This window comes from Melittangium boletus DSM 14713 (genome assembly GCF_002305855.1).
GTDB classification, from domain to species: domain Bacteria; phylum Myxococcota; class Myxococcia; order Myxococcales; family Myxococcaceae; genus Cystobacter; species Cystobacter boletus.
Genome location: NZ_CP022163.1, coordinates 3,559,511 through 3,575,349, shown reverse-complemented (window position 1 = coordinate 3,575,349; position 15,839 = coordinate 3,559,511). Strand labels below are relative to the sequence as shown.

The 15,839-nt window shown below is 65.4% G+C and carries 13 protein-coding genes; 8 read left to right on the top strand and 5 right to left on the bottom strand.

Annotated features, from left to right (window positions below; all coding sequences use genetic code 11):
• The 4 genes from MEBOL_RS14965 to MEBOL_RS14950 all read left to right on the top strand — a co-directional run bounded on the left by MEBOL_RS14965 (position 1) and on the right by MEBOL_RS14950 (position 3,784).
• Positions 1-681, top strand: coding sequence for a hypothetical protein (locus MEBOL_RS14965; RefSeq protein ID WP_095978067.1), 681 nt, complete (start codon positions 1-3; stop codon positions 679-681).
• Complete coding sequence (locus MEBOL_RS14960) at positions 678-1,427, top strand: hypothetical protein (protein ID WP_095978066.1); 750 nt, start codon at positions 678-680, stop codon at positions 1,425-1,427. Before MEBOL_RS14965 ends, MEBOL_RS14960 begins: the two co-directional genes overlap by 4 nt.
• A 439-nt stretch (positions 1,428-1,866) precedes the next feature.
• Positions 1,867-3,270 (top strand): hypothetical protein, encoded by a 1,404-nt coding sequence (locus tag MEBOL_RS14955; protein ID WP_157774976.1) that lies wholly within the window; start codon positions 1,867-1,869, stop codon positions 3,268-3,270.
• A gap of 13 nt (positions 3,271-3,283) precedes the next feature.
• Positions 3,284-3,784 carry a PH domain-containing protein gene (locus tag MEBOL_RS14950; RefSeq protein WP_157774974.1) on the top strand — a complete coding sequence of 167 codons (501 nt, stop codon included), beginning with the start codon at positions 3,284-3,286 and terminating at the stop codon, positions 3,782-3,784.
• Between the two features lie 36 nt (positions 3,785-3,820).
• Here the strand turns inward: MEBOL_RS14950 and MEBOL_RS14945 are convergent, their stop codons facing one another.
• The 4 genes from MEBOL_RS14945 to MEBOL_RS14930 form a co-directional block, all read right to left on the bottom strand.
• The gene (locus MEBOL_RS14945; protein WP_095978063.1) at positions 3,821-5,005 is read right to left on the bottom strand and encodes a hypothetical protein; all 1,185 of its coding nucleotides are present in this window, start codon (positions 5,003-5,005) and stop codon (positions 3,821-3,823) included.
• Between the two features lie 49 nt (positions 5,006-5,054).
• Positions 5,055-6,083: a hypothetical protein gene (locus MEBOL_RS14940; RefSeq protein WP_095978062.1), complete on the bottom strand. Its 1,029-nt coding sequence runs from the start codon at positions 6,081-6,083 to the stop codon at positions 5,055-5,057.
• 76 nt (positions 6,084-6,159) lie between these two features.
• The gene (locus tag MEBOL_RS14935; RefSeq protein WP_157774970.1) at positions 6,160-7,308 is read right to left on the bottom strand and encodes a hypothetical protein; all 1,149 of its coding nucleotides are present in this window, start codon (positions 7,306-7,308) and stop codon (positions 6,160-6,162) included.
• 342 nt (positions 7,309-7,650) lie between these two features.
• Positions 7,651-8,793: an ISAs1 family transposase gene (locus MEBOL_RS14930; protein ID WP_095978060.1), complete on the bottom strand. Its 1,143-nt coding sequence runs from the start codon at positions 8,791-8,793 to the stop codon at positions 7,651-7,653.
• A gap of 162 nt (positions 8,794-8,955) precedes the next feature.
• On the opposite strand from MEBOL_RS14930, the gene MEBOL_RS14925 reads away from it, so the two are divergent.
• A complete protein-coding gene (locus tag MEBOL_RS14925; RefSeq protein ID WP_245919774.1) occupies positions 8,956-10,401 on the top strand; it encodes a C39 family peptidase in 1,446 nt (481 codons plus the stop codon).
• A 34-nt stretch (positions 10,402-10,435) separates the two neighbouring features.
• Here the strand turns inward: MEBOL_RS14925 and MEBOL_RS14920 are convergent, their stop codons facing one another.
• Positions 10,436-12,265: a glycoside hydrolase family 15 protein gene (locus MEBOL_RS14920; protein ID WP_095978058.1), complete on the bottom strand. Its 1,830-nt coding sequence runs from the start codon at positions 12,263-12,265 to the stop codon at positions 10,436-10,438.
• A 234-nt stretch (positions 12,266-12,499) separates the two neighbouring features.
• Between MEBOL_RS14920 and gnd the strand changes: the two genes are divergently transcribed.
• The 3 genes from gnd to MEBOL_RS14905 all read left to right on the top strand — a co-directional run bounded on the left by gnd (position 12,500) and on the right by MEBOL_RS14905 (position 15,704).
• Positions 12,500-13,513, top strand: a complete 1,014-nt coding sequence (gnd, locus tag MEBOL_RS14915) for a phosphogluconate dehydrogenase (NAD(+)-dependent, decarboxylating) (protein ID WP_245919772.1) — start codon at positions 12,500-12,502, stop codon at positions 13,511-13,513.
• 4 nt (positions 13,514-13,517) lie between these two features.
• Positions 13,518-14,993: a glucose-6-phosphate dehydrogenase gene (gene zwf / locus MEBOL_RS14910; protein WP_095978056.1), complete on the top strand. Its 1,476-nt coding sequence runs from the start codon at positions 13,518-13,520 to the stop codon at positions 14,991-14,993.
• 126 nt (positions 14,994-15,119) lie between these two features.
• The gene (locus tag MEBOL_RS14905; RefSeq protein WP_245919770.1) at positions 15,120-15,704 is read left to right on the top strand and encodes an HdeD family acid-resistance protein; all 585 of its coding nucleotides are present in this window, start codon (positions 15,120-15,122) and stop codon (positions 15,702-15,704) included.
• Positions 15,705-15,839: the final 135 nt, after the last annotated feature.

The following is a 15,839-nucleotide window of genomic DNA, read 5'->3' as shown; positions in this document are numbered from 1 at the left end:
ATGTCCCTCCGGCCGCTGCTCGCCGTCCTGTGGCTCTGGCCGGGTGTGGCACTGGCCGGCATGCCGTTCGTCCAGCTGACGGACCTCGCCACGCAGCGCCTGGAGGCCCTGTCCTTCTTCCTCGGCTTGTTCCTGCTCGTCACGCTGGCCGTGAAGGCGCTGTGGAACCGGCTCGCGCGTGACGTGCCCCGCCTGCCCCGGTTGGGTTCTGGCGCCGCGCTGGCCCTGGTGTTCCTCTGGACGCTGGGCTTCCAGCTCGTCCTGTCGATGATCGCCGGAGGACGGGAGCTGATGACGCCCGGCGCCTGGGAGAAGTCGGGCACCACCTACGCGCTCAAGGGCGCCCCCCCGCTCTCGGACACGGAGTGGATGCTCCAGGCGCGGCGTCAGCGGCTCGAGGAGCTGCGGGACGCGCTGTGGGTCCACGCCTCCCAGCATGGACAGCGCTTCCCCGCGAGCGACCTCTCCCCCGAGCTTCCCGAGGCGCGCTGGCGCGTGGTGGGGGGCTCGGGCCTGCACTTCATCTACGTGGGCGGCCAGACGGCGGATGCCCCCAAGGCGCCCCTGGCCTACGAGCCAGGACTCTTCGGGCCCTCGCGCTGGGTGCTGTTCACGGATGGAGACATCCGCCAGCTGCCGCTCCGGGACATCCACGCGGCCCTCCAGGAGGGTGCCCCATGACGGCGGGCCGCAAGCTCCTGGGCTGGGGACTGGTCCCCCTGCTCCTGCTGGCGCCTTGTCTGCTGGCCCAGGGCTCGGTGTGGATCATCACCGCGCCCCTGCTCCTCCTCTTGGGGTGGATGTCCTTCCTCGCGCGGGTCGTCCCCCAGGTCCAGTGGCGATGGGAGTTCATCGCCGAAGCCCTCGCCGTGGCGTGCCTGCTGGGCGTGGGCTCGCACCTGTTCCTGCGCGGGCTCTGGCGTCGCTTCCACGCCGAGACTCCCGAGGCGCGTCCGTGGCCCGTGCGCTGGAGCGTGTCGTTGCTGACGCTGCTCGTGCTGCTCTTCCTGGCGACGATGGCGACCGTGGGCGCCGCGCACCATGTGGGCTGGCTCGTGTCCACCCGCGAGCCCCTGGTGGTGTCGTCGTGGTTCCGGCCCGGGGGCTTCCGGGAGCGGCTCGAGCGGGAGCGGCTGTGTGAGTTCGCCCTGCTCCAGGCCCGGGAAGGCGTGACGATGGAGCACCTGTCCCGGGCCTTGCTGCGGAGCGAGGACACCCGGGAGGTGGCCGAGCGGATGTTCGTGGCGTCCAGGCGGGGGCCTGGAGATGCCCTGGGCATCCTCGTGTTCCCGAGGGATCCGACGGAACTCGAAGAGATCGGTGGAACGCGGTGTGGGACCGGTGCGGAGCGCGCGCGGCTCGTGCCCTCCCGCGAGGTGTCCGAGTTCCTGTCCGACATGAACGTGCGTCCGGGCGGGGCGCCCTGACGCCCAGGTCGCTCATTCCGTTTGGAATGTGTCTTTCGCTCCTTATTGGATGGGCTCCTTGCGCACGGGTAGTTCATTGGATATGGTTTTAGAACATACGATGCTGTGCTGTTGACAGAGTTCGAAGGTGAGTTGAGTCTTCGCCGGAGGCCTGGGGGGTTGAATGTCGTATCGAGCTTCTTTGGACGGAATTATAGGTCCCGCCGCTTGGGCGAGCCTGAATCAATACTCTTCCCGTCCTTTCGTCATCGGGGGGGTCAAGACTCCAAAGGGGTTTCCGTTCGCGATGGGGCGGGAGGTTTCTTGTTTCGGCCGAGTCGCTCATGCCCATGGAGTAGAACTCCGAGGGCGGCCCGATCCCTTAGACCAAGTCAAGGCAAGACTCCCATTCAATACGTGCGTTTTCGCGAGTCGTGAAATCGCTGGTGACTGGTATTTCGTGACGCTCGGTAATGGCCAGTCCGGTTTTGTCTACTCAAAGCACATTCTTCTCAACTCGAATGATCCTGGTGCGCTTCTCCATAGAGTCAAGAAGAACGAAGGTGCTCTGGCAATCGTCAAACAGTACTACAAGGGGAGTTCCATCAGATGGGGACAGGATGAGCGGTACTACGCCAATGTCCTCGCCGAGGCGAACCGAGGAGTTGGGCTTCGTGGTATCTACAGGTCAAGCGATGCTGCGCATCCGGATACTCTGCTGACTCGTGAGGATTACCTCATCTGGATACCGAGTCAGGTGTTCGCCGAGGGCCTACGCGGCAGGGTCGGGTCAGGGTCGAGCAGCTACGATTTATTGCAAGATGCTAAAAGCCTTACCAAGGCCATCGGGAGTTTCTATCTGGAGGGGGCCGCCCTCACGGCAGGATTGATCCACGGCGCGCTCGAATCAGTATGGGATCTCTTGACGGGGATCTTCGAGCTACTGGAGCTGGTGTGGAACTTCGTCTACAGCATTCTGACCGGCGAAGTCTTGTCGGACATGAAGAGCTTGTGGAATCTAATTTCAGCGTTGGACATCAAGACGCTGACCGAGGCGGGTCTCGCCGCTTTGCTTGAGCGGTGGAATTCCCCAGATCTTCTGAGCCGTGCACATTTCCGTGGATGGCTGATCGGTTATGCTATCGCCGAGATCGTCATGGCGGTTGTTTCCGGAGGGGCCGCCGTCTTGAAGTGGGCGGGCAAAGCTGGAAAACTTGGCAGGCTCCTTTCAAAAATGCCCAGGTTCGTGAGGCTCGCGGAGAAGACGGCGCAATTATCGAAACCACTCGATGACGCGTTGCTGATGCTGAAAAAGGTGGGAGGGCGTTCACTGGTGCGGACCAAGGGGAGTGTGAGTTCCTTCTGGTCAAGACTTCGGCCCGAAAAACTGGCTCAGGCTCGGGTTCGGCGGGCCTTGCTGCGCAATAAGTTGAAGGATGCTCGCGTCAAATCCTCCCATGCTCGCCGGGATGCTCGCCTCGCCAGGTTGACGGAGGCCAATCCTGTCGACAAGGTTCGCGCGAACATGCTTCGCAAGTTTCCGAAGCTGCTCAAGAAGAGATTGAGGCACATCATCGATGGAGATAAGACGGGAGGTGGGCACGGTCCGCTGTCCCTGGCGCCAGGAAAGAGCAAGTTCGATGCCTCGGTCAATATCCAGAAACTCATCACCGATGCTGCCAGTAGGGGAACGATTCGCCCGAACTACAGGAGAGGAAAACCCCGATTGGACGGTTCATTCCTGGTGGAGAAGACGTATCCTGCTCCCGTTGGTTCCAACCAAGCTGGACATCCCGTGCACTCCGTGCGAGTGGCCATTGATGACGCGGGTCGTATAATTACTGCTTTTCCGGTGCCACCGTGAGGAACTCATGTGGATGAAGTGTGTGTTGTCCGACGAGGAGATCCGGCGGAGTACCTCCTCCGAGGTTGATGAGTTGCTTGTTGGATATCACCTGTTCCAGACGGCTGTGTTTCTGGGAACGAGTGTTCGAGCCGACGTCTTCGGCGATGCCAATGCGGCGGCAGCGGGTGATTTCAGCAAGTCATTGTTCGTGGTGCCTGGAGTGGACTTCGCGCTGGCGTGGTCCCATGTTTTTTCGTGGCTTGATTCTCCCGAGAAGAAGTGGGTCTACGACCATCCAGATGATGCCGCGCGTCTTGTCCTGGAGAAAACCAGCCCTGGACGCGTCAGGATTTACCTGGATTGGAAACCAAAGGACTTCATTGAAGTCGATGGAAACGAGTTGCTCGAGGCGAGTATTGAGGCCGTGGACGGACTTGTCCTCAATCTCGTACAGCATCTGCCAAATTGTCCTGCGGAAGACGTAGCGGACAGTCTGGAGGAACTGGAGACGTCATACGCGGAGCCAGAGTAGTTCGCACGGTGCTCTGGCGCTGACGCCTCGTGCGGTTCAGTGAGTGGGGGCGGGTGAAGGCCAGAAGGTGGCCACGCGTGCCGTGTCGGAGTGGAACACGCGCTCGCCAGTGCGGAGATCATAGAGGCGCGGATGCGTGCCCACGCTGTCGGCCGAGACCAGCAGGAAGGGGCCTTGTGCCCGCACGGCGACGAAGTCTCCGTCCGTGAAGCCCAGGTCCTTCACGGGCTTCAACTGGCCCCCCACCTCGAGGACGAGATGCCCCGTGGTGTGCATGAACTCGCCGCTGACCCGCCAGGCGTAGAAGGAGCCGCCCGGCGTGACGACATGGCTCCATTCTCCACCCGTGTCCATGTCGTCTTCCCGAGGCTGGAGCAGCGGGGCCGGGCGCAGCGGCTGGAGCTTCTGGGCCTGTTCCGCGGTGGGCTCGGTTCCCTCATCGCCCATGCGGGCATCGAGCAGGGTGTCGGAGTTGGAGCCGAGGGACTCGGCGATCTCCAGCGCCCGGGTACCAGGCGCATAGTCCGAGCCCTCGCCCGTGGCCTTGATCTCCACGCGCTGCCACTTTCCGTCCGCTCCGAGCCGGTAGGCGAAGGCCAGCGCGGGCGCGCCCTCGACCTCCTTGTTGAGGGGGATGGCCTTGCCGTCGACCGTGACGGAGTCCTGGGCCATCTGCTCCTCGGTCAGGGATTGCAGGGACAGCGCGACGAGCTCCGAGCCCTTGTAGCCGAAGGAGTCCAGTGCGCCCTCCACGGGGGGCGAGGGAACCGGACGCACCTGTCCCGAGGCCACCGTCACCTCGTACAGCCGGGAGGTGGCTCCGGGCGTGGGTTCCTCCGCGGGGAAGCCCCGAGGCGAGACGCCGGGAGCGAGGTAGGCGCCAGAGGCCACCCAATCGGGATCGAACCAGACGAGCGCCTTGCCCAGGTCCGCGCTCCAGAAGAGGCGGGCGCCCTTGCAGTCCCCGTCGAGCGAGGCCACCGCCGCGCGCTTGTGGGCGACGGGGTCCTCGCGCGTCCACTGGCACTTGCCCTCGCGGGGTTCGAGGAACGAGAGCGTGGCGTCGGTTTTCGGCACCTCGGTGAGCGGATCCTTCCGGGCCGGGGCCGGAGTGGGCGCGCTGGCGCTGGGTGGGGGCTTGGCGGGAGCCGCCGGGGGCTGCTCCTTCTTGCAGCCGGGGAGGGTGGCGAGGGTGGCGAGCAGCAGCAGGTGGGGTTTCATGGCGAAGGGACTCCAGGGCACAAGGGCCAGTGGGGGAGGTCTCGCGGGTTCAGGGCATGATGGGCGCGGGCCAGAACAGCGCGCGCTCGTGGAGGCCTTCGACGGAGTGGAGGTTCTTCTTCGTCTGGCTGTCGAAGACGGAGGCCGAGGGCTTTTCTCCCAGGACGTTGATGAGCACGAACGCGTCGCTCAGTTGGAGGGCGATGTCGGTGGAGGCCGGCTGCGTCATGCCCTCGGGTGCCACCCACTTGCCCTCCTGTTCCCAACGCACGGGCGTGGACGCCGTCGCGGAGCCATCCGCGTCCTCCTGGCGGGCCCGGTACAGCAGCGGCCCGCCTGGCGTGGTCAACGCCATCCACTTGCCGAACTTGTCGGTGGGCCGCACGGCGGCGGTGAGCCGCTTCGCCTGCTCCTTCGTGGCCGCCTCTCCCACGATGCTCTCGGTGCGAGAAGGGGATGGGTCATACATCGACCTGACGGTGTCCAGGTCGGCGGGAGAGCCGAGGACCTTCAGCTCGACGCGCTTCCACTCCGTGCCATCCCAACGATAAGCCAGACAGAGCCGCCGCCATCGCTCGTTCTCCGCGACGGGATAGCGCTTACCCTCGAAGGTGATGCCGAGTTCTCCGGTGTCGTCCTCTGGCTTCTCCGACGAGGACATGAGGGCCACCAGCCGCCCCTGGACGTCGAAGTTCACCTGGAAGATGCGGAAGCCGTCGGAGGCCAGCTGACCCGTCCCGGTGGGCAGTCCCTTGAACTCCACGGCCTTGCCCGTCTTCGTGGCGAAGTCCACCTTCCAGATGCGCTGCTGTCCTTCTCCCAGGGGCCAGTCGAGCACGACCCCCTCCTTGCCGTTCGGGCTCCAGAAGAACACCGACTGGGCGCAGTCGGCATCGAACGAGAAGACCGTGGCGGAGGGCCCGGAAGGCAGCGGCTGCCGGATCCATGCGCACCGGTGGTCCCCCGCGGATTTCAGATACGCGAACGCGGGCCCGGTGAGCGCTGCGGGCTCGGGCGCCTGGGCCGTGGCGGGAGCGGGGGCCTTGGACGGCGGAGCGCTGTTTGCCTCGTGGCCCATCCAGAGGACAGCCATGACAAGCCACGGGGGGCTCGTGCGAAACAGATGCATTGTTTCTCCTCTGGACCTGTGGGCCTCACTTCATCTGAAGCACGGCCTTACCGGGCTCGGCCTTGATTTCCGTTCTCACGGCGGTGAGCTGTCCGTCGCGCACCGTGCAGACCGCTTGCTCGGGGCGGACCCAATACACCGGATTGAGCGTTTCGGGCCTGCCCGGCTTCAGCTTGCTGGTGGCCACCCGAGAGTCGGGCCCCTTCCCGCTGTCGCTGTCGCTATAGACGACGCTGATGCCCCGGAAGAGATCGGGCGGCAGCTTCACCTTCAGCCAATAGCCTTCCTTTCCTGGCATCTGTGCGCGCTCGACCTGAAGCGTCTGTTCCGGCTTACCGAAGCCGGGGAACACCTTGCCGTCGGCGATGCGGATGATCCACTGCTTCGGCAACTGCTCGTCCGTGGGCGGTCCACAGTCGGAGAGTTCCTGGGGCGGTTCCGGGGCCAGCCATACCTCCAGATGATCGTCATTGAGCCACTTGGCGCTTGGGCCCGTCACCTTCTCGTCGAGCACCTCGATCATGAGCGTGTCGTCCGCCACCAATAGCACGGTCAGTGAGGCGTCGTTCACGTCGCGTACTTTGTCAGCGCCCTGGAGATACGTGTCCGCGGTGAGGAAGCATTCTCCTTCTCCGGAGGCGAACCCTGTCTGTTTCCACCCTCCCTCGATGTAGGCCTTGTCCACCTGGACCTGAGGCAAATAAGGCAGGGTCCTTCCTTCTGGGGCCTCCTTCCCCGATGCGCAATCAGAGGGGGCGCGGACGACCTCGCCACTCATCTTCTCGAAATCCCAGGAGTCCCCATCTTCTTTCTGTTTCTTCGTCGTGCGCGAGATTCGCTGGGTGCGGTTGACTTCACTTCCCGGCAACAGGGGCGAGAGTTGGACCGAGCGCGAGGAGGACCAGGGCGAGTCACGCCGGACCCCGGAACGGGTATAGAGAAAGTGATTGGAGCCGGCCGAGCCCGTGGCTTCGCGCACGGCGCCCTTGCCGTCGTTGCACAGGGAAAGCAGAAGTTGCTCGGGTTTGCCCGGACGGAGCAGCCACCACTCCTGGGCCTCGCACTGGGTCGTACCCGGAGTGCCCTTCTCCTTGCGCCCTTCTGGTCCGAACTTCTGTCCGACGGAGCGGGCGCCGGACTCCAGCTCCATCCAGCCAAGGGAAAGCCGCTTCACCTGCGAAGACTGTCCTTGTTCGTCCTGCCCCGCGTCTTGGGTCTCCACAAGGGTGCATGGCGCACGCTTCTCACACAGAGGCTCGCTGGCACTCGAGGGCGATGCACCTACCAGGGACATCCACAAGAGGGTACTGGTCGCGTTCATGTGGCGCAGCCTACACCCACCTCATGAGGTGAGGGGATGGCCTCCGCGCGGGCGGACCGGAACAGCATGTGGGGCGATGGCGTTCCATGTATACTCGGTATACTCGCCAGTTGCGTGGAACTGGGTCGCTCCCCCAGGGCAATCGCACCATAAGCGCTTGATTTCATGGCCTGTGGGGGTGTAGCGGCAGCAGTCTCAAGAACGATGCGTGAGGAGGGCCATCAGATAATCATGGTCCCAGCCCGCCTTCTTGCGACGCCCAGCAATGCCCGCTTTTGTCTTCGTGTCCTGCTTCAGCAGAGACAAGGCCAGACGCCGCATCATGGCCATGTTCTGCTGCGCCTGCCTTTCGCGCACCCGACTCTCGTCCTCACGGAAGGCGACATCCAGACTCCAGTGTAAGTCGTTCTCCACTGACCAGTGCTTCCGGACGATTCCCAACGTCCTCCGCGCGTCGTCCGCCGACAGACTGCTGATGAAGTAGCGCCTCTCCACTTTCGTCTCATTCTTTTCCCGCTCCGTCCTTTCGCTCTCCAGCAGGACGAAGCTCCTCAACCGCCTCCACTCCGCATGGTGCTCGTAGGCCTCCACCCGCGGCGTCACCCAACAACGCCGCGTCTCCACACGTCCGTGGCCCTCCTCGAAGGTTTCCGTGTAGGCCAGCGCTGTCTTCTTGGTCTCTCCTTCACCCGCGAAGGCAGCCTTGGCCGCCTCGTGCAACGTCTCCTGGTTGCCTTTGAGGGCGATGATGTAATCCGCCCCTCTCTCCACAATCTTCTCCACGATGGCTCGCTGGCACCCCATGGCGTCCAGCGTGACGATACATCCCTTGAGTGCGAGCATCTCCAGGAGCTGGGGAATCGCGGTGATTTCATTGGATTTCTCCTCGCACGCCACCTGGCCCAGTACGCACCTGTTCTCCGCCACCCAGGCATTCACCAGGTGAACGCAGCCTTTCTGGCTTGCCTTGTCGAAGCTGCGACGCACCGCCTTACCATCGATGGCCACCACCTTCCCCTCCGTCACGTCCGCCACCGTCTGCACCCACTGGGTGAAACAGCGGGCGAAAGGCTCTGGCTCCACCATCGAGAACACCCGTCCAAACGTGTCATGAGATGGAATGCCATGGGGCAACTCCAAGAAGGTGCGAAACCAGTCCAGCTTCGCCCAACCGAACAGCTCCATGTCCGCCCAATTATCGACTCCGCAAATGAAGCCACAAATAGCGATGACGAGAATGTCTTGGAGCGAGTGCTTGCGGCAGCGCTCCATGCGCTTGTCCCTCAACGAGGCGAAGTACGTCCACAGCGAGGCGTCCTTGGGAGTCTGGTCGGGCATGATGACCTACTTTCGCGGTAGGTCCCTGCCTCGTGCAACCCAATTGTTTCAGGGGGTTATAATGCGAACGCCCTGGTCGCTCCCCGTTCTTGCGCGAGCGCGGTGTTTGTTGTCAAAATGACGTACCAACTTCTTTTCGATGCGGTTGGTGGGGGCGATTCCATGTCAAACAATGACATCCTGTTTCGGTACAACACGTCGGGTGCTTCTGCCGCCACTGCGTCTCAAGACAAGTTAAGCGAGGGCGTCGCGGCCTCGCACCAGATGGCGAAGACCGACTTGCCCAGACTCAAGAAGTACGCCGCCGATTTCATCGCCGCGGGAAAGAAGCATGACTTGCCTCCCGCGTTGCTGGCCGCGATCGCCAGCCGTGAGACCCGAGGTGGAGCGCGTCTGGGGTCGGATGGCTACGGAGGCAATGGCGCTGACTTCGGACTCATGCAGGTGAACGAGGACTCCCATACCATTCAGGGGGGGCCTTTCAGCTTCACCCATATCGATCAAGCCACGGGGATCCTCAAGAAGTTCCAGGCGGCCGTGAAGAAGAAGCACCCGCTTTGGACGCCTGAGCAGCAGTTGAGAGGCGCGGTGGCTGCCTATAACTTCGGTGTTTCCAACGTCCAGAGCCTGGCGCACCTCGACGAGGGGACCGCCAACGATGATTACTCCAGTGACATCTGGGCGCGTGCGCAATGGTTGGCACCTCACATCGGAGGAGGCGCGGGGGTGACGAGCACGCCTCATCAACCGGCGAACAATGTCCCGGGACGCCCGGTGGTCGTCACGCCAGGTGCCGGGGGCGGGCAGGGGAATGGCCTCATCCGGGAGTTGCAGGAACTTCTCGTCAAGTATGGGTACATGACCGCGGAGCAGGTGCAGACGGGCCCCGGCATCCTGGGTCCCAAGACCCGTGCGGCGCTGGGCCGTGTCTTGGAACTCGAGGGACGCGCCGTTCCCGCGAGCGCTCCGGTCGCGCATGTCCCGACAGTCCCTGCTTCGGTCGAGTCCGTGAAGCCAGGCATTCCGACGAAGGCCGTGTCGGTGATTGCTGGCGTGCCCTTGTTCAAACAGGGCGACAAGGCCTGGGGATCCCGCCGCCTGGGTGGTAAGAACAAGACCACGATTCATCAAGCGGGCTGTGCGATGACATCCGTCGCCATGGCCATCAGCAAGATCTCGGGCCGGTCCATCAACCCGGGAGAGCTCGACGAGTACCTGGACACTCATGGCGGGTACACGGGTACCAAGGGAAACAGCTTGAAGTGGGATGTGGCCGCGAAGGCGCGGGGGCTTTACGCGACCCGATTGAACAACTGCTCCTTGATCAGCATCGACAAGGAGTTGTCCGCGGGCCGTCCCGTCGTCGCGGGCGTCGATTATAAAGATGGGAGCGCGGGAGGCGGAAACGGCACGGATCACTGGGTGACCATCGTGGGCAAGTCCCAGATGGGGGCCGATGTCCTTTACACCGCCCATGATCCCGCCTCGGGCGCTCCGTTCACGTTCAAGGCCAATGGCAATCTGTTGATTGCCACCAACGCCATCGCGAAATACAAAACCACGGGCGAGATCTGTACCTTCAAGCAGGGCAACACGAAGAACGTCTGACCCGCCCCGGTGTTCAACTGGACGCTCCTCCGCCTCACGGGGAGGCGGGGGCTTCCTGTTCCGCCACGTGGTTCTCGCGCCGGTGGATCGCCGGGCTGATGTGGTAGCGCTCCAGGTTGAACGCCGTGTTGATGAGGCCCACGTGTGAGAACGCCTGGGGGTAATTGCCGAGCTGGCGCTTGCTGAGGGGATCGTACTCCTCCGCCAGCAGGCCCACGTCGTTGCGCAGGCTCAACAGCCGCTCGAAGAGCGCCTCCGCCTCGTCCCTCCGGCCCTGCAGCACGTAGTTGTCCGCGAGCCAGAAGGAACAGGCCAGGAAGCGTCCTTCTCCCGGTGGCAGGCCGTCATCCGTCTCGTGCGTGTGGTAGCGCCGCAAGAGCCCGTCATCCAGGAGTTCCCGCTCGATGGCGCGCACCGTGCCCACCATGCGCGGATCCTTCGGGTGCACGAAGCCCACCAGGGGCAGCAGGAGCAGGCTCGCATCCAGGTTCCCCGAGCCATAGGCCTGGGTGAACGCGCCCAGCTTCGGGTCGTAGGCGCTCTCGCAGATCTCCTGGTGGATGCGATCGCGCACCTCGCGCCAGTGCTCCACTGGCCCTTCCAATCCGTAGCGCTTCACCGCCTTCACCGCCCGATCGAAGGCCACCCACGCCATCACCTTCGAATAGGTGAAGTGCCGCAAGTCCCCGCGCACCTCCCACATGCCCGCGTCGGGCTGCTGCCAGCCGGACTCCAGGAAGTCCAGCAGCACGAGCGCCACGTCCCAGGAGCGGTGATTCGAACTCAGGCCAATCCGGTTGGCCTGATGGATCGCGTCCATCACCTCGCCATAGACATCCAACTGGAACTGGTCCACCGCCGCGTTGCCCGTGCGCACTGGTTTGGAGGCGGCATAGCCCGGCAGCCACGGCAGGGTCCGCTCCGTCAGACGGCGCTCGCCCGCCACCCCGTACATGATCTGCAGCTTCGAGGGATCTCCCGCCACCGAGCGCATCAACCACGCGCGCCACGCCTCCGCTTCCTCGCGGAACCCGCCGAGCGTCAGGGCGTAGAGGGTGAAGGTGGCGTCGCGCAGCCAGCAGAAGCGGTAGTCCCAGTTGCGCATGCCGCCCAGGCGCTCGGGCAGGGACGTGGTGGCCGCCGCCACGATGCCTCCCGTGGGCGCGTACGTGAGCGCCTTGAGCGTCATCAACGATGTGCGCACCGCCTCCGGCCAGGCGCCCTGGTAGGTGCAGTGCGCGAACCACTCCTTCCACCACGCCTCGGTGTCCGCCACGGCCTCCACGCCGTCCAGGGGCTCGGGCGCGGGCTCGTGCGAGGGGTGCCAGCGCAGGACGAAGGGGATGCGTTGTCCCTCGGCCACGGTGAAGTCCGCCACCGTCGTCAGGTGGTGGCCGCGCACCGCCACGGGGGTGTACAGGCTGAGCGCGTCCGGACCGGCCACCGCTCGCAACTCGCCCGTCTCGCGCGTCACCCACGGCACCACCGAGCCATAGTCGAAGCGCATGACGAGCTGCATGTTCATGCACACCCGGCCCTTGACGCCCTCCACCAGACGGATGACGTCCGGCGTCCGGTCGCGCGGGGGCATGCAGTCCACCACCCGCACCACGCCCTCCGCCGTGGTGTACTCCGTCTCCAGCACGAGGCTGTCCGGGCGGTAGCGCCGCTTCACCATCACCGGGCCCCGGCTCGACGGAGCCAGCTTCCAGCGGCCATGTTCGGGGTTGCCGAGCAGCGCCGCGAAACACGCGCCCGAGTCGAAGCGCGGCAGGCATAGCCAATCGATGGACCCGTCCCGGCCGACCAGCGCCGCCGTCTGGGTGTCTCCAATCAGGGCGTAGTCCTCGATGGGTCGGGACATATGTGGCTCAACTTGGAGACGTGGCGTGGACACGGCAACCAGGGAGGCCCCCGCCGCCTGTCCGCCCGTCCCATGGACCAGTGGTCTGGCCTGTCCGGGCCTCGCTCCGTGCGCAGGTTGAGGACGTCTTCCCGGGCGAGCACGGGTCCTCGGGAAGGGGAGCGAACGGGCAGCCAGGCCCTTCGCGCGATTCCTCGGCCCGGACGGGATGGAGGCGGGGCGATGGAGTTGGGAATGATTGGGTTGGGCCGGATGGGGGCCGCCATGGTGCGCCGTCTGCTCAAGGCCGGGCATTCGTGTGTCGTGCATGACACGCGCCGCGAGAGCGTCGACTCGCTCCAGAAGGACGGCGCCCAGGGGGCCCACTCCCTGGAGGAGCTGGTGCGGCGGCTGCCCGCCCCGCGCGCGGTGTGGTTGATGCTGCCCGCGGGCGTGGTGGACGGCACGTTGACGAAGCTGACGGCCCTGCTCGAGGCCGGGGACACCGTCATCGAGGGCGGCAACTCCCATTACCGGGATGACCTGCGCCGCTCGGCGGAGCTGCGCGCCCGGGGCATCCATTATGTGGACGCGGGCGTGAGTGGCGGGGTGTGGGGCCAGACGCGCGGCTACTGTCTGATGATTGGCGGTGAGCAGGAGGCCGTGGGCCGCCTGGAGCCCGTCTTCTCCGCCCTGGCGCCGGGCGTGGAGGCCGAGCCCCGGACCCCGGGCCGCGAGGGGCCTCCGACTCCCGCCGAGCAGGGCTGGCTGCACTGCGGCCCCAATGGCGCGGGCCACTTCGTGAAGATGGTGCACAACGGCATCGAGTACGCCCTCATGGCCGCCTACGCCGAGGGGCTCAACATCCTGCACCACGCGAACGTGGGGAAGCACCCGCCCACCGCCGACGCGGAGACGGCGCCCCTGCGCGAGCCCGAGGCCTATCCGTATGACTTCAACCTGGCCGAGGTGACCGAGTTGTGGCGGCGCGGCAGCGTCATCGGCTCGTGGTTGTTGGATTTGTCGGCCCAGGCCTTGTTCAAGAATCCGGAGCTGAGTGACTTCTCCGGCCGCGTGTCCGACTCGGGCGAGGGCCGCTGGACGCAGCAGGCCGCCATCGACGAGGGCGTTCCCACGCCCGTGCTCGCCAGTGCTCTGTACTCGCGCTTCACCAGCCAGGGCGAGGCCGAGTTCTCCAACAAGTTGCTCTCCGCCATGCGCTTCGCGTTCGGCGGCCACCTGGAGAAGAAGATGAAGGGAGGCGGGTGAACCCATGGCTCAGGAAACTCACTCGGATGCCCTCGTCTTCTTCGGTGCCACGGGAGACCTCGCCTACAAGCAGATCTTCCCCTCGCTCCTGGCGCTGGTGGCGCGCGACGGTCTGTCCGTGCCCATCATCGGCGTGGCCAAGGCGGGTTGGAACCTGGACCAGCTCAAGGAGCGCGCCCGCGCCAGCATCCGTGAGCATGGGCAGGCGCATGACGAGGACTCCCTCCAGCGCTTGTTCCAGCTGCTGCGCTACGTGGACGGGGACTACCGGGACCCGGGCACCTTCAACGCGGTGAAGAAGGAGCTGGGCCAGGCCCAGCGGCCCCTGCACTACCTGGCCATCCCCCCGAGTCTCTTCGGCACCGTGGTGGAGGGCCTGTCGAAGGCGGAGTGTCTGTCCCAGGCGCGCGTGGTGGTGGAGAAGCCCTTCGGACGGGATCTGGCCTCGGCGCGCGCGCTCAACGAGACGCTCCACCGCTTCCTGCCCGAGTCCTCCATCTTCCGCATCGATCACTTCCTCGGGAAGGAGCCGGTGCAGAACCTGCTCTTCTTCCGCTTCGCCAACGTGTTCCTCGAGCCCATCTGGAACCGGCAGCACGTGCGGAGCGTGCAGGTGACGCTCGCGGAGAGCTTCGGCATCAAGGGCCGGGGCGCCTTCTACGAGGAGGTGGGCGCCGTGCGCGACGTGCTGCAGAACCACCTGCTGCAGATCGTGGCGCTGCTCACCATGGACGCTCCGTTCTGCTCGTCCGCCGAGGCCCTGCGCGACGAGAAGGCGCGCGTCTTCAAGGCCATGCGCTCGCTCTCGCCCGACAGCGTGGTGCGCGGCCAGTTCCGCGGCTACCGCCAGGTGCCCGGCGTGGCCCCGGACTCCCGGGTGGAGACGTTCGCCGCGGTGCGGCTCTTCATCGACTCGTGGCGCTGGGCGGACGTGCCCTTCTACATCCGCGCCGGCAAGTGCCTGCCCACCGATGCCACCGAGGTGTTCGTGGAGCTCAACCACCCGCCCCGGCCCATCTTCGAGGCGCCCACCCAGGCCTCCCCCAACTTCGTGCGCTTCCGGCTCGGGCCGGATGTGCGCATCTCCATTGGCGCCCGCGCCAAGAAGCCCGGCACCAGCATGGAGGGCGAGGACGTGGACCTGGTGGCCAGTCAGCACTCGGCCGCGGCGATGAAGCCCTACGAGCGGCTGCTCGGAGACGCCATGCGGGGGGACATCTCGCTCTTCGCACGCCAGGAGAGCGTGGAGGAGGCGTGGCGGGTGGTGGACCCCATCCTCCATGACGGCCAGGTGCACGAGTACGAGCCCGGGACGTGGGGCCCTCGCGAGGCCGACGTGCTCGCGCCCCAGGGCGCCTGGCGCACCGTGCTCGCCGATTCCGGCGGCGTCCAGGTGGTGCGGGACGCGCGGGACGAGGCGCACCGGAGCGACGAGGCCCTTCCCGAGGGCGCCCAGCGGCTCAAGCCCGCCGCGCGGTGAAGCCCTCGGTCCGCTCATGCTCCGGCCCGAGGAGCCGTTGGTCCCCCGGTGGCTGTTGCTTCCCTTGTCACGTCCTGGACGTACGCCCAGCTTCGCAGGGAGTGCACTCACCGTGGAGGTCTCGCAATGGCTACTCCTGAAATCCCCTTGAACTCCTCGTCTCGAGGGTCCCGCCCCGCGTCGGCCCTCTGGGGCGGCCCCTTCGTGATGGGACTGCTGCTCACCGTGCTTGGCGTCCTGGCGCTCGGTGCCGTGGTCTGGACGAGCTTCGTGTCCGTCCTCTTCTATGGTGCGGCGCTGGGCGTGGCGGGCATCCTGGAAATCGTCCACGGGTTTCGCGTGCGCGGCTCCGGCCCCTATCTGCACTTCGTGCTGGGCGGCATCCTGTCGCTCCTGGTGGGCGTTCTCGTCCTGGCCCAGCCGGGTGTGGGACTGGTGTCGCTCACGCTGCTGCTCGCCGCCTACTTCCTCGCCAGTGGCTGCTTCCGGGGCATCACCTCCGCCATGGATCGCTATCCCAACTGGGGCTGGGACTTCGCCTATGGCGTGGTGTCCGTGATCCTGGGCGCCCTCATCTTCTTCCGGCTGCCCGCTTCGTCCCTGTGGGTCCTGGGGGTGGTGGTGGGCGTGGAAATCTTCACGCGGGGCTTGTCCATCATGGCCGCCTCGCTCGCGGTGCGCGGCGTGCTGCGGCGGGAACAGGCGGGCTGACATCCGCTTCGCCGCTCCCGGGGGAGTTCGTTCACTCCCCGAAAGTCCGCTCGTGTACCCAGCCGGTTCTCAAGGCATGAGGATTCGTGTGCTGGTGCACGGATGGGTTTCCGGGGGGCGCCATTTGACGGCTCC